Origin of the sequence: Streptomyces sp. NPDC050636 (genome assembly GCF_040654775.1) — a bacterium.
Lineage (GTDB): Bacteria > Actinomycetota > Actinomycetes > Streptomycetales > Streptomycetaceae > Streptomyces.
The window spans coordinates 59185-72759 of record NZ_JBFAIP010000018.1; the positions used below are offsets into that span (position 1 = coordinate 59185).

Below are 13575 nucleotides of genomic sequence, written 5' to 3' on the forward strand. Positions count from 1 at the left end.
CGGGGGCGTGCGCATGATGGACTCTCAGGGACGTGGACGAGGCGCGGCCGGCGCCTGAAGGGAACGGGGCGGCTTCATGAGTGTGTGGATCGATATCACGGGGCTGCCCCGCGAGCGGATCGTCTTCAGCCCCTCGCCACTGGCCGAACTGGGCTTCGCCCTGCACACCCTCGCCGAACCCGCGCACCACCCCGGTCTGCACGGCTGGACCACCGCGACCTCCGCCGCCCTCAAGCCCGATCTCGCCGAGCGGCTGCACGAGGCGGTCTTCCTCTGGGGTTCGACGTTCTCCGACATCACCTTCGCGTTCGCCGCGCTCCCGGAGCGCGCCGGGCAGCCGGGTACGACGCTCGCGGAGGACCTGGACCTGATGGACCGGCTGGACGACGAGCGGTATGTGGGGGCGGCGCTGGAGATCTCCTGTTCCAGTTCCTACTGCGAGGGCGGCCCGTCGCCGCTGGTCGACGCCCGCGCCCGGGAGCAGGCGCTGGAGCGGGCCACCGTCCGCGGCCCACGCCAGGCGGACTTCGCCCGTCGGCTGCTCGCCGACCCGCCCGGCGTACGCGCCTGGATCCGCCGGCTGTTCGAGGACTGCGAGCAGGCCTTCTTCGCGGACGTCTGGCAGCGCGTAGGGGTGCAACTGGCCACCGACGCCCGGCACAAGACGGAGATGCTGCGCCGCAAGGGGCTGGCGGAGGCGCTGGCAGAGGTGTCGCCCGCGGTGTCGCTGGACGAGGAGCGGTCCCGCATCGTCATCGACAAGATGGCCCATGGCCACACCACGGCTGGTGACCCTGCGGTCGGCCCGGGTGTCACGCTCGTACCGTCCTCCTTCGGCTGGCCGCATCTGCTGGCGCTGCACGCGCGCGGCTGGCGGCCGGTGATCACCTACCCCGTCGCGGCGCCCGAGATGTCCGACCCGCCCTCGGTGGAACTGCTGGAGAGCCGGCTGACCGCGCTGGCCCACCCGATGCGGATCCGGATCTGCCGCAGCCTGGCGCGAACCGCCCACACCACCGGCGAGTTGGCCAGGGCCAACGGCATCAGCGCGCCGGAGGTCTCCCGTCATCTCGCGATTCTCAAGAAGGCGGGGCTGCTCCAGACTCGACGGCGTGGGCGGTATGTGCTGCACCAGCTGGACCTCCTGGTGGTGGCCAGGCTGGGCAGCGACTTCCTTGAGGGCATTTTGCGCTGAGACTTGAGGGCATCCTGCGCTGAGAGGAGCCTCCTGCCCCGACCGGCTACGCCCCCGTACCCCCGGCCCGCACCAGCCCCGTCTCGTACGCGAGCACCACCGCCTGGACCCGGTCCCGCAGGCTCAACTTCGTCAGGATCCGCCCCACATGGGTCTTCACCGTGGCCTCGGAGAGCACCAGCCGCGCCGCGATCTCGCCGTTCGACAGGCCCTGCGCGACGAGCAGCAGCACCTCCCGCTCGCGGTCCGTCAGCCGTTCCAGCTCGGGGCGCACCGGCTCGGCGGAGGTGGCCGGCAGCATCGGCGAGAAGCGGTCCAGCAGCCGGCGGGTGGTGGACGGCGCGACGACCGCGTCGCCGCTCTCCACCGCCCGGATCGCGGCGAGCAGTTCGCTCGGCGGCACGTCCTTGAGCATAAAGCCGCTGGCCCCGGCCTTCAGCGCGGAGAAAGCGTATTCGTCGAGGTCGAAGGTGGTCAGGATGAGGACCTTCGGTGCCCCCTCCTTCTGCCCGCCCTCACAGATCCGCCGGGTGGCCTCCACCCCGTCCAGATGCGGCATCCGGACGTCCATGAGGATCACGTCGACCTGGGTGGAGCGCAGCACCTCCAGCGCCTGTACGCCGTCGCCCGCCTCCGCGACGACCTCCATGTCGGGCTGCGCGGCGAGCACCATCCGGAAGCCGGTACGGAGCAGTGCCTGGTCGTCGACGAGCATCACTCGGATGGTCATGGCAGGGGGATCCCTTCAGGTGTGGGGCTACAGCGTACGGAGCGGGAGGGACGAGCGAGGCGAGCCAGGCGAGTGGGACGAGCGGGACGGACACGGCGGATGGCAGGGACCGGACCGGAGGGGCGGGCGATGACCTCACCGCGCCGGTTTGAGCGGCAGCACCGCCCCGATCCGGAAGCCGCCGCCCGGCCGCGGCCCCGCCTCCAGGCTGCCGCCGACCATGCCGACCCGTTCGCGCATCCCGATCAGGCCGTGTCCGAGGCCGTCCGCGCCGCCCTCCTCGTAGAGCTCGTGCTGCGCGCCCCGCCCGTCGTCCTCGACGAGCAGATCGAGTTCGTCGGCCTTGTAGGAGAGCCGGACGGTCGCGCCGACGTCCGGGCCGCCGTGCTTACGGGTGTTGGTGAGCGCTTCCTGCACGATGCGGTACGCGGTGAGTTCGACGCTGCTGGGCAGCGGCCGCGGCTCGCCCTCCACCCGGAAGTCCACCGGCAGTCCCGCGCCCCGCACCTGGTCGATGAGCTCGGCGAGCTGCTCGACGCCCGGCTGCGGTACGTATTCGCCGCTCTCGGGCTGTTCGCCGGTGCGCAGCACGCCCAGCAGCCGGCGCATTTCGGCCAGCGCCTGCCGCCCCGTGCCGGAGATCGTCTCCAGCGCCTGCCGGGTCTGGTCCGGAGCGGCGTCGAGGACGTACGCGGCGCCGTCCGCCTGCACGACCATCACGGAGACGTTGTGCGCGACGACGTCATGCAGCTCGCGGGCGATCCGGGCGCGCTCGGCGGCAACCGCGATCTGGGACTGGGCCTCGCGCTCCTTCTCCAGCCGGGCGGCCTTCTCCTCCAGCTGCGCCCAGTAGGCGCGGCGGGTGCGGACGGAGTCGCCGAGGACCCAGGCGAGGACGAAGGGCACGGTGAGGAGCCCGGTGAAGAAGAGCATTTCCCACACCGGCCGGCCGTCGAAATCCCTTGTGACGCGCAACAGCGACAGGGAAGGGCCGACGAGGGCGCCGGCGAGGGCACAGCGGGAGGCCCAGCGGGGGGTGGAGGGGCTGGAGGCGACGGTGTAAGTGATCACGAACATCGCGAAGTCGCCCGAGTTGGCCGGGATGGCGAAGATCAGTTGGCCCACGCCGATGGCGGCCGTCAGCAGCAGCATCTTCACGGGGGCCTTGCGGCGCAGCGCTATCACGAGGCAGAGGCCGACCGTGAAGAACGCGGCGGCGATCAGCTGGACGCCGCTGTAGTCCGACGTGATCCACAGACTGGTGAACCCGAGCAGGAGGACGGCCCAGAAGGTGTCCACTCCTGTCGGGTGCCTGCGGAGGAAGTCGTAGAGGCGCTGCACGTAACCCAGCGTAGGCAGGCCGGATAGGTGTACGGGTCAACCGGAGGAGCGATCCTGTGCGCCGGGCGTACTCCCCAAGGTGGAGACCATGTGCGCCATTCTGCTGGCCTCGGGCTGCGCCGACGTGTCGGGTGTGCCGAGGCCGGGCCGAGACCGGCCCCTGCCCCCGGGGCCGTGCCCCGTCCGCCCGTACCGTGGTGCGCGTGACGAACGAGTGGTCCACGGACGAGTGGTCAACGGACGAGTGGTGCGGCTGGCGGGAGGCGACGGAGCGGGCGCTGTACGGTCCGGACGGCTTCTACACCCGTCCCGGTGGGCCGGGCCCCGCCGGCCACTTCCGTACCTCCGTGCACGTCTCCCCCCTCTACGCGGAGGCCGTCGCCGCGCTGCTCCGACGCGTCGACACGGCATTGGGCCACCCGGATGAGCTGGCCCTCGTCGATGTGGGCGCGGGGCGCGGCGAGCTGCTGACCGGTGTGCTGGCCGCGCTGCCCGAAGCGGTGGGCGCGCGGGTGCGTCCGTACGCCGTCGAGCGCGCCGCGCGCCCCGAGGGCCTGGATCCGCGCATCGACTGGCGGGCCGAGCTGCCCGCCCCGGGGACGCTCACCGGCCTGCTGTTCGCGAATGAGTGGCTGGACAATGTGCCGGTCGACGTCGTCGAGACGGACGCGGACGGCGTGCCGCGCCGGGTTCTCGTACGCACCGACGGCATGGAACGGCTGGGCGAACCGGTCGACGGCGCGGACGCGGAGTGGCTGCGCCGGTGGTGGACGCCGCCGCTGGCCGCCCCGGGCACCACTGCTGCCCCGGACGCCCCGCACATCCCCGCCGCCACTGCGCCCGGTCCCACCCTCGCCGCCCCCGCCCATGTCCCCGCCCCGTCCCCGGGCCTGCGCGCCGAGATCGGCCGACCGCGCGACGCCGCCTGGGCGCGGGCCGTCCGTACGCTGCGCGCCGGACTCGCCGTCGCCGCCGATTACGCGCACGACCGCGCCGACCGGCCGCTCTTCGGCACGCTCACCGGTTTCCGCGAGGGCCGCGAGGTGCATCCCGTCCCGGACGGCAGCTGCGACATCACGGCGCATGTCGCGCTGGACGCGTGCGCCGGGCCGTCGGCCGAGCTGCTGACCCAGCGCGCGGCGCTGCGCACCCTCGGCATCTCCGGCCGGCGCCCGCCACTCACTCTCGCCTCCAGCGACCCGGCCGCGTACGTACGGGCCCTCGGCTCGGCCGGCGCGGCGGCGGAGCTGACCGACCCGGCGGGCCTCGGAGGCTTCGGCTGGCTCCTGGAGCCGGTGGGCGAGGCGTGCTCGGGCCTGCTCACACACTGAGCATCGGGCCTGCTCACACCATGACCATCCGGCCCGCTCACGCCCCGAGGAGCAGGCCGTCCACCGGGGAGCGGGCCCGTCCGCCGACGCCTCCCCCGCCTCCTGCGACACTGTCCCCATGACGGATACGACGGAGAGTCGGCGACGGGCAGCCGTGCAGGAGACGACTGTCGGCATCGGCGGGGCGGCCGAGAGCACCGACATGGTGCTCAACATCGGCCCTCAGCACCCGTCCACGCACGGCGTGCTGCGGCTGCGCCTCGTCCTGGACGGCGAGCGCATCCAGCACGCCGAGCCGGTGATCGGCTATATGCACCGCGGCGCCGAGAAGCTCTTCGAGGCGCGCGACTACCGCCAGATCATCATGCTCGCCAACCGTCACGACTGGCTGTCGGCCTTCTCCAACGAGCTGGGCGTGGTCATGGGCGTCGAGCGGATGCTGGGCATGGAGGTCCCCGAGCGTGCCGTGTGGACCCGTACGCTCCTCGCCGAGCTGAACCGCCTCCTCAACCATCTGATGTTCCTCGGCTCGTACCCGCTGGAGCTGGGCGGCATCACGCCCGTCTTCTACGCCTTCCGCGAGCGCGAAGAACTCCAGAACGTCATGGAGGAGATCTCCGGCGGCCGGATGCACTACATGTTCAACCGCGTCGGCGGCCTCAAGGAGGACCTGCCGGCCGGCTGGCTCGGCCGCGCCCGGCAGGCCGTCGCCGATGTCCGCTCCCGGATGGACGTCTTCGACAACCTGGTCCTGGGCAATGAGATCTTCCGCGGCCGTACCCGGGGGGTGGGCGTCCTCGCACCCGAGACGGCGCACGCCTACGGCGTCTCCGGGCCGATCGCCCGCGCGTCCGGTGTCGACTTCGACCTGCGGCGCGACGAGCCGTATCTCGCGTACGGGGAGCTGACCGACACGCTCAAGGTGGTCACCCGCGAGGAGGGCGACTGCCTGGCCCGATTCGAGTGTCTGCTGGAGCAGAGCCACAACTCCCTCGATCTCGCGGACGCCTGCCTGGACCGCGTCGAGGAGCTGCCGCCGGGGCCGATCAACCAGCGGCTCCCCAAGGTCCTGAAGGCGCCGGAGGGCACGACCTACACCTGGACCGAGAACCCGCTCGGGATCAACGGCTACTACCTCGTCTCCAAGGGCGAGAAGACCCCGTACCGCCTCAAGCTGCGCTCCGCGTCGTTCAACAACATCCAGGCGCTGACGGAGCTGCTGCCGGGCACGCTGGTCGCCGACATGGTCGCGATTCTCGGCTCGCTGTTCTTCGTGGTCGGCGATATCGACAAGTAGGCGGCCTCACCCCTCACCGCGGAGCGTCTCCAGATGCCGCCGCAGAACGTTCCGGAGCATGTCCGGTGTGATGCGCTCCGGCTCGAGGGCGGCCTGCAGGGTCAGCCCGTCCAGCAGGGCCGACAGCCGTAGCGTCTCCAGTTCCAGATCAAGGTCGTCGGGCATGGCGCCCGCCTCCTGAGCGCCGCCCAGCACCCGTAGCAACAGGGCGCGCAGCCCAGACTCCAGCTCGACCGCATGCGGCCGCAGTTCCGGACGGGTACGGGCCGCGGTCGTGAACGCCTGCCAGAGCATGCCCTCTTCTCGGCGCTCGGCGTCCAGCGGCAGGAACTCGGCGATCAACTCCTCCGCCCGCGCGCGGCGTTCGTCCCCCGCCTCGGGGTCGAGCAGCCGCTCGACATGCCCCCATACACGGCGCTCAATACGGGCGTTCAGCTCCCTCATCGCGAAGATCAGCACTTCGTCGTGGTCGCTGAAGTAGTGGCGGACGGAGCCGATGGCGAGCCCCGCCTCCTCGGCGACGTTACGCAGCGAGGCACCGGCCACCCCCTCCCGGCCCACGACGCGCAGTACGGCCTCGGCGACGGCGCGCCGGCGGGCCTCGGGGTCGACGATCTTCGGCATATTGCGATTGTGGCACACCCGAGCTAAATTATTTTTTGGCATGGTCGAGCTAAAACGCGCCTCCGGGTCGCCGTCGAAAACTCGGACCGACCATCCATCGCTGAACATCCGTCGCTGAACATCCGTCGCTGAACATCCGTCGCTGAACATTCATTGCTGAACATCCATCAGGGGGACCCCATGAACGGCTGGCTGCTCGCGGCGATCGTCCTCGCCGTCGTCATCGTCGTGATCATCAAGCGGCTACGGGGCGAACCGGTCAACGCCCGCGAACTGTTCGTCGCACCAGTCATCCTGATCATCATCGGCGTCACCTCCCTGGCCAAGGCCGACAACCTGACGGGGGCCGACTGCGCCTGGGCCGCGGCGGGCGCCGTCCTCGGCTGCGCGCTCGGCGCCCTGCGCGGCACGACCGTCCAGCTCTTCGACCGGGACGGCGTCCTGTGGCAGCGCTACACCGGCCGTACGTTTGTCGTCGCGGGCCTCTCCCTGCTCGCCATGGCCGGCTATGGCCTGCTGGCGGCGAAACTGGGGATGCACGAAAACGCCCGCCCTACCCAACTCGGCATCGGCATCAGCTTCCTGGGCGAGGCCCTCGCCGTCGGCTATCGCGGCCTGGCGACCGGCACGCCGTTCGCGCCGGAGCGCGGCAGGGGCTAGCCGGGGCCGGGCGGGTCCCAGCCGGACCCCAGTCGGTCCTCAGTCGGCGCCGGAAAAGCATCCACACCTTGTGGATAACCTCCCGGCACCCCCGGGCCATCCTCACCCCTACGCAGATCGGCTCCCGCCCCTACGGAGAAGGGGCGGGAGCCGATTACTCGCGGCCGGGCCGGGCCGGGCCGGGCCGGGATCAGCGCATCAGGAGATCGCGGTGCGCAGCTCGGCGACATCGAGCTGCTCGGTCTCGTCGTGCGCGGTCAGATCGATGACCGCGCCGACGCCGTCGGCCGCCGCATCCTTGCCGGCTTCCCCGGCTTCCCCGGCTTCCCCAGCCTCCTGCGGCGCCTCGCCCGCACTCGCGTCTGCAGCGGCTTCCTCACGGGTCTCCGTACGCGCCTCCGTCCGGGTCTCCGTACCTGCTTGCGCACCGGCCGCCTCCCGGCGCGCTGAATGCTCGGCGAGCGCCTCGTCGCCCACCACGTCCGCCAGGTCGTCCGCCAGCGGCGCGGTCAGCTGCCGGGGCTGTGCCGCGGCCGCGGTGCCGAAGAAGTCGAAGCCGCCCAGCGCGCGGGACGCGGCGGGGCGGGGCGCGGCCGGCGGTACGACGGCAGCGGCGGCGGCCGGGACGCGGCGGAGTGCGAGCGCGGCGCCGGTGTCCGTACGGGCTTGGCGTGCGCCGCGCTCGCCCTGCCCGGCGGCCGCCTCGGACTTCCCCCGGCTCTTCTCACCGTCCTGGCCGCCCGGGCTCGCCTGGGCGCCGTCCCCGGTCGGCCGTGGGGCGTTCCGGGCGGCGTTCTGGGCACCGTTCCCGGCGCGGTCGCGCTGCCGGGCGGCGTTACGGGCCAGCTGCCGCAGCGCCTGGTCCGCCTGCGCGTACGCGGCGGGGGTCGGCGCCGAGGCGGGTGCCGAGGTCGCGGCGGACGCGGGCGCCGGGGCCGGCTCGCGCTGCGCGGGGAGGCGGTCGGCGGCCGGCAGCTCCTTGGCCGGAACCGCGGCCTCGATCGCGAGGAGACGGCGGCCCTCCAGGGCGCTGGCCCGCTCGGTCTCGGCGGTGGCGTAACGGCGCAGCAGCTCGGCGTGCTCGCTGCGCAGCCGCGCCAATTCGGTGCGCTTGGCACGCAGTTTGGTGTCCAGCGCGGTACGGATCTCGCGGGACTCCTCGATATCCGTTTCGAGCTCGGCTATCCGCTCCTCGGTGCGCCACTCGTCGCGCACCCGGGCGCGGGTGAGTTCGGCGACCCGCTTGCCGGCCTTACGGTCCCAGGTCCGCAGAAGGACGGCGCCGGTTATCGCGGCGGCCGCGGCGCCCGCGGCGAGCACCCGCTGGACCAGGTCGTCGCCGACGAACCACGCGCCCGCGGCGCAAGTAATCGACGCACCGGCGACCATGGAGGGAGGAAGCAGCCGGTGGAGGGGTGGTGAATGGCGGTGGCGTCCTCGTGGCATGGCCAGAAACTTACCGTGCGTGCGGGGCTTATGGGGCCCCGCACGCCAATCCGGTTCGTAGTGGTTACTTCTCCAGCAGTCCCTTGGACTCCAAATACGTCTGTGCGACATCCACGGGCTTGAGTCGCTCGGCATCAACCTTGCGGTTCAAGTTGATCAGGTCTTGGGTCGTCAACACACTTGTGAGCTTGCCGAGAGCCTTCTCGATCCCCTTGTCACCGGCGCTCTCGGCATTCACGACGGGCAGCACATTGTCGGCGTTCTGCAGCTTCTTGTCGTCCTCCAGAAGCACCAGGCCGAAGTTGTCGAGCGTGGCATCCGTGGTCGTGGTGAGCACCAGTTGGTCGGTACCGTCCTTGACGGCCTGCTTGGACTGAGCGGTCCCGACGCCCTTGGGGTCGAGGCCGGTGATGTCGATGCCGTACGTCTTCTCCAGGCCCGGCTTGCAGAACACCCGGGTCTCGCACTCCTCACCCGACGCAAGTTTGATCTTCTGCTTCGACCTTCCCAGGTCGGAGAGGGTCTTCAACTTGTGCTCGGCGGCGAATTCCTTGGCCACCGCGAAGGCGTTCTGGTCGGTGGCCTCGCCGACCGCCAGGACCTTGAGACCGCGCGGCCCGGCGAGCTTCTTGAGCGCCGTCACCGTCTTGTCGATGTCGCTGGAGGCGACGGGCTTCGCCTTGGCACCGTTCTTCTTCGCGTTGAGGAATTCGGCAAGCGTGGAGGCATATTCCGGAACGACATCGATCTGGCCCTTCTCCAGAGCCGGTTCATACAGCTCGCGATTGGCCAGGGTCTGCACCCGTGCCGGGTAACCGGCATCGTTAAGGATCTTGGAATAGATCTCGGCGAGCACCTTCGACTCGGTGAAACCGGCCGAGCCGATGACGATCTCGACCTTCCCGCCGTTGTTCTTGGCGCCCTTGTTCTTGGCACCCTTGTCCTCCAGGCTCTCGCCGCCGCACGCGGCCAGCCCGGCCGCCAGCGCGATCACTGTGCCCGCGACGAGCGCGGTACGTGCCGCGCGCGACTTGCTGCTCATGGAATTCACCATCCAGTTCGTTCGGTCGGGTCAGATCAGGTCAGGTCAGGTGCTGGGTTGGGCGTCGTGACACCGGACTTGGCGGTGGTCGCGGTGGCAGTGGTGGCGCTGGTTCGGGTGACATCGGCCGCGAGGGCATCGGCTGTTGTGGCACCGGCTGCGGTGGCCCCCGCCGTCCGCTTCGCACGGAACCGCAGCGGTGAACCGCTCCGGTACATCAGCCCGGTGCATTGGCCCGGTGAATCGGTCCGGTGCATTGGTCCGGTACGGCAGCATGGCAAAGCTCCGTCACCGCGTCAGGCGAGTTTCCCCAACGCGACCACATCGTCATCGCCGCCCGATCCATCCGGCCCGGCCTCCCCCGGCCCCGGCCTCGCCCCCTTCGCCGTACGCCGCCCGCGCCGCCGCCCCCGCATCGGGTCGAAGAACCGGTCCGCCAGGACCAGCACCCCCTCAACGACCAACGCCAGTACGGCCACCAGCAGCGCGCCCGCGACCACCTGCGCGGTGTCGTAGTTGCCGAAGCCCGCCGTGATGATCCGGCCCAGTCCCCCGCCGCCGGCCAGCGCGGCGAGCGTCGCCGTCGCCACCACCTGCACCGTGGCGGACCGCAGGCCCGTCATGATCAGCGGATACGCGAGGGGTATCTCGACCCGCAGCAGGAGTTGGGGCCCGGACATCCCCATCCCGCGTGCCGCCTCGACCACATCGCGGTCCGCCTCCCGCATCCCCAGATACGCATTGGTCAGCAGCGGCGGCACCGCGAACAGCACCAGCGCGATGATCGTCGGCCAGTCCCCCTGCGTCCCCAGCGGACTGAGCGTCAGCAGCACCAGTACCGCGAAGGTCGGCACCGCACGCCCCATATTGGAGAGGTTGACGGCCAGCGCCCCGCCCTTTCCTATGTGCCCGAGCCAGAGCGCCACCGGCAGGGCTATCAAGCAGGAGATGGCCAGGCACAGCGCACTGAGCTGGACGTGCTCGCCGAGCCGGTGCCAGACCCCCTTCTCCCCGGCCCAGTTGGCCGCCGTCGTCAGCCACTGCCACGCACCCGCGATCGCACCCATCGCTCAGGCCACCACCTTCGCCGTACGGGCCCCGGGCCGCGCCCGGGACTTGCCCCGCGCCTGCCTCCGCGTCCAAGGCGTCAGCAGCCGCTGCAGGCCCAGCAGAAGCAGATCGGCTATCAGCGCCAGCAGCACGCACAGCACCGAGGCCGTCAGGACCTCCGCCTTGAAGAAGCCCTCCATACCGCTGGCTATGAGATTCCCCAGACCGCCGTAGCCGACGACGGAGCCGATGGTCGTCATCGCCACCGTCGAGACCGTGGCGATGCGCAGGCCGGCCACCAACGCCGGTAGCGCGAGGGGGATTTCCACCTCGAACAGCAGCCGCGCGGAGCCGTACCCCATCCCCCGGGCGGCCTCCCGCACCTCGGCGGGCACCCCCTCCAGACCGGCGAGGATGTTGCGCACCAGGATCGTCAGCGAATACATCACCAGGCCCGTGACGACCACCGCCGCCGAGACTCCGAACACCGGTGTCAGCAGCGCGAACATCGCCAGTGACGGCACCGTGTAGAGCACCGTCGTCAGCCCCAGGACCGGTCCCGCCGCGCCCCGCCAGCGCCGGGCCGCCAGCGCCAGCGGAAAGGCGACCAGCAGGCCGATGACCACGGATACGGCCGTGATGCCGATGTGCTGGACGGTCGCGTCCAGCAATTCCTGGCTGCGGGTGCGGACATACTCACCGCAGATCCAGTCGTTCGTCTGCAGGCAACTCGGCCCATCGGCCTGTCCGCCGACCGACCCGCCGACCTGCGCGACCACTGCTCCGGCACTCACCCGCCGTCACCTCCCCCGCCCTGTCGCTCACATTTTCGGTGACTGTCTGCGACCCTAACCCCCGCCACTGACAATCGGCCCGGCCCGCCATCCACCAGCAACACCGCGTTCACGACCGCCCGTCCACAATGGGGAACCATGATCCGTTTCGAGCACGTCACCAAGCGCTACGCCGACGGCACCACAGCCGTCGACGACCTCTCCTTCGAGGTCGCGAAGGGCGAACTCATCACGCTCGTCGGACCTTCGGGCTGCGGCAAGACGACGACGATGAAGATGGTGAACCGACTCATCGAGCCCACCAGCGGCACCATCCACCTCGACGGCGACGACATATCCGCCATCGACCCCGTCGAACTCCGCCGCCGCATCGGCTATGTCATCCAGCAGGTAGGACTCTTCCCCCACAAGACCGTCCTGGACAACACCGCCACCGTCCCGCACCTCCTCGGCTGGCCGCGCAAGAACGCCCGCGCCCGCGCCGCCGAACTCCTCGACCTGGTCGGCCTGGACCCGTCGACATACGGCGACCGCTACCCCGACCAGCTCTCCGGCGGGCAGCGCCAACGCGTCGGCGTCGCCCGCGCGCTGGCCGCCGACCCGCCCGTGCTCCTGATGGACGAACCGTTCGGCGCGGTCGACCCGGTCGTACGCGAGCACCTCCAGAACGAGTTCCTGCGGCTCCAGTCCACGCTCCACAAGACGGTCCTGTTCGTCACCCACGACATCGAGGAGGCGGTCCGGCTCGGCGACCGCATCGCCGTCTACGGGGCGGGACGCATCGAGCAGTTCGACACCCCGGCGACGGTCCTCGGCGCGCCCGCGACCCCGTACGCCGCCGAATTCGTCGGCGCGGACCGCGGCCTGAAGCGGCTCTCGGTCACACCCGTCGAGACCGGCGACCTCGAACAGCCCCCGGTCGTCCACCTCGACGACCCCGCGGGCCGCGCCGCCGACCGGCTGGCCGCCGACGGCGCCTCCTGGGCGGTCGTCCTCGACTCCGACGAGTCCGTCCACGGCTGGGTCTCCGCGGCGGCACTCACAGGCTCCTCAGAGGGAGCCACAGCGGGCTCCGGCTCCCCTGCCACGCCTCCCGGGGGCGCGGCTCCCCACGCCCTCACCAAGGCATCCGCCCCCAAGGGCACCACCGTCCACGATCACGCCCGCCGGATGGACGCCTGGCTGCCGCTCGGCGCCCCGCTCAAGCAGGCGTTCAGCACGATGCTCCAGCACGACGCCGGCTGGATCGCGGTCCTGGACGGCGACCGCTTCCTCGGCGTCCTCACCCCCGCCCGGCTGCATGCGGCGCTGCGCCGCTCCACCACCGCGGACGCCGCGAACATCCCACGCGGCGAGGTCTCGCTCGATACGGTCCCGGACGCCTGAACCGGGAGGCGGAAGGTCGGAGAGGAGAGGAAGAGCGGAGGAGAGGACGGGCAGAGGGGACGCCCGGGACGAGCGGGAGAACGGGCGGGGCGGACTGCCCCGTGACGCCGTTACACGCCCGGCCGCCCCCGGCTCGTCGCTACGCCCGTGCCGCCCCCGGCTGATCGTCGTCGTCCTCGCCCTCCGGGAGCTTGCAGACCCGCTCCAGGAACATCGCGGCGGCGACCACCGCCGCACCGGCCAGCACCGAGAGACCGGCGTAGATCGCCTGGTCGCGGCGCGGTCCGTCGAGGCCGGAGGTCAGCAGGAAGACGCCGACCCCGCCGTACAGCCCGGCTACCAGCGACGCCACCAGGGCGCTCGCCTGGCCGAAGACCACCGAGCGGGCAGCCACCAGCGGATCCACACCCTTTGCGTCCGGCCGTCGCTCGCGCTGCGCGCGCAGCCGCGACCGGAGGGAGATGGCGGTGGCGGCGAGCACGGCGGCGATCAGCGCCAGCACGATCGGCGCCGCTACCGGCACGCCGGGGAGGGTGGCCAGCGAGTCCCACAGCCGGGCGCCCGCCCAGGCCAGCACCCCTGCCGCCAGGAACAGCCCGACCAGCACCTTGATGTGTAGCTGCTTCACCGAGCGATCGCCCCTCGCACCGTTATTGCCATCCTGCCGTCATGGCCGTTC

At 71.3% G+C, this 13575-nt stretch carries 13 protein-coding genes; 5 read left to right on the forward strand and 8 right to left on the reverse strand.

Annotated elements, in window-relative coordinates; genetic code table 11:
- Positions 1–76 precede the first annotated feature (76 nt).
- Positions 77–1195: a DUF5937 family protein gene (locus AB0I10_RS16925; RefSeq protein ID WP_363153229.1), complete on the forward strand. Its 1119-nt coding sequence runs from the start codon at positions 77–79 to the stop codon at positions 1193–1195.
- Between the two features lie 46 nt (positions 1196–1241).
- Here the strand turns inward: AB0I10_RS16925 and AB0I10_RS16930 are convergent, their stop codons facing one another.
- Both AB0I10_RS16930 and AB0I10_RS16935 read right to left on the reverse strand, forming a co-directional pair.
- The gene (locus tag AB0I10_RS16930) at positions 1242–1925 is read right to left on the reverse strand and encodes a response regulator transcription factor (protein WP_363153230.1); all 684 of its coding nucleotides are present in this window, start codon (positions 1923–1925) and stop codon (positions 1242–1244) included.
- Between the two features lie 135 nt (positions 1926–2060).
- Positions 2061–3266: a sensor histidine kinase gene (locus tag AB0I10_RS16935; protein ID WP_363153231.1), complete on the reverse strand. Its 1206-nt coding sequence runs from the start codon at positions 3264–3266 to the stop codon at positions 2061–2063.
- 203 nt (positions 3267–3469) lie between these two features.
- On the opposite strand from AB0I10_RS16935, the gene AB0I10_RS16940 reads away from it, so the two are divergent.
- Positions 3470–4597 carry an SAM-dependent methyltransferase gene (locus tag AB0I10_RS16940; protein ID WP_363153232.1) on the forward strand — a complete coding sequence of 376 codons (1128 nt, stop codon included), beginning with the start codon at positions 3470–3472 and terminating at the stop codon, positions 4595–4597.
- A gap of 118 nt (positions 4598–4715) precedes the next feature.
- Positions 4716–5894 carry an NADH-quinone oxidoreductase subunit D gene (locus AB0I10_RS16945; RefSeq protein ID WP_363153233.1) on the forward strand — a complete coding sequence of 393 codons (1179 nt, stop codon included), beginning with the start codon at positions 4716–4718 and terminating at the stop codon, positions 5892–5894.
- 6 nt (positions 5895–5900) lie between these two features.
- Here AB0I10_RS16945 and AB0I10_RS16950 read toward each other — a convergent pair whose 3' ends face one another.
- Complete coding sequence (locus AB0I10_RS16950) at positions 5901–6518, reverse strand: TetR family transcriptional regulator C-terminal domain-containing protein (RefSeq protein WP_363153234.1); 618 nt, start codon at positions 6516–6518, stop codon at positions 5901–5903.
- Positions 6519–6698: 180 nt separating this feature from the next.
- On the opposite strand from AB0I10_RS16950, the gene AB0I10_RS16955 reads away from it, so the two are divergent.
- Complete coding sequence (locus AB0I10_RS16955) at positions 6699–7178, forward strand: DUF1453 domain-containing protein (RefSeq protein ID WP_363153235.1); 480 nt, start codon at positions 6699–6701, stop codon at positions 7176–7178.
- Positions 7179–7376: 198 nt separating this feature from the next.
- On the opposite strand, the gene AB0I10_RS16960 is transcribed toward AB0I10_RS16955, so the two are convergent.
- The 4 genes from AB0I10_RS16960 to AB0I10_RS16975 all read right to left on the reverse strand — a co-directional run bounded on the left by AB0I10_RS16960 (position 7377) and on the right by AB0I10_RS16975 (position 11495).
- Positions 7377–8624 carry a hypothetical protein gene (locus AB0I10_RS16960; protein WP_363153236.1) on the reverse strand — a complete coding sequence of 416 codons (1248 nt, stop codon included), beginning with the start codon at positions 8622–8624 and terminating at the stop codon, positions 7377–7379.
- Positions 8625–8688: 64 nt separating this feature from the next.
- Positions 8689–9666 (reverse strand): ABC transporter substrate-binding protein, encoded by a 978-nt coding sequence (locus AB0I10_RS16965; protein WP_363153237.1) that lies wholly within the window; start codon positions 9664–9666, stop codon positions 8689–8691.
- A 296-nt stretch (positions 9667–9962) separates the two neighbouring features.
- Entirely contained in the window at positions 9963–10733 is a 771-nt protein-coding gene (locus tag AB0I10_RS16970; RefSeq protein WP_363153238.1) for an ABC transporter permease subunit, read from the reverse strand.
- Positions 10734–10736: 3 nt separating this feature from the next.
- Positions 10737–11495 (reverse strand): ABC transporter permease, encoded by a 759-nt coding sequence (locus tag AB0I10_RS16975; protein ID WP_363153283.1) that lies wholly within the window; start codon positions 11493–11495, stop codon positions 10737–10739.
- Positions 11496–11648: 153 nt separating this feature from the next.
- Here AB0I10_RS16975 and AB0I10_RS16980 point away from each other — a divergent pair, with 153 nt between their 5' ends.
- Entirely contained in the window at positions 11649–12896 is a 1248-nt protein-coding gene (locus AB0I10_RS16980) for a betaine/proline/choline family ABC transporter ATP-binding protein (protein WP_363153239.1), read from the forward strand.
- Between the two features lie 139 nt (positions 12897–13035).
- Here AB0I10_RS16980 and AB0I10_RS16985 read toward each other — a convergent pair whose 3' ends face one another.
- Positions 13036–13524 carry a DUF3180 domain-containing protein gene (locus AB0I10_RS16985; RefSeq protein WP_363153240.1) on the reverse strand — a complete coding sequence of 163 codons (489 nt, stop codon included), beginning with the start codon at positions 13522–13524 and terminating at the stop codon, positions 13036–13038.
- Positions 13525–13575 lie beyond the last annotated feature (51 nt).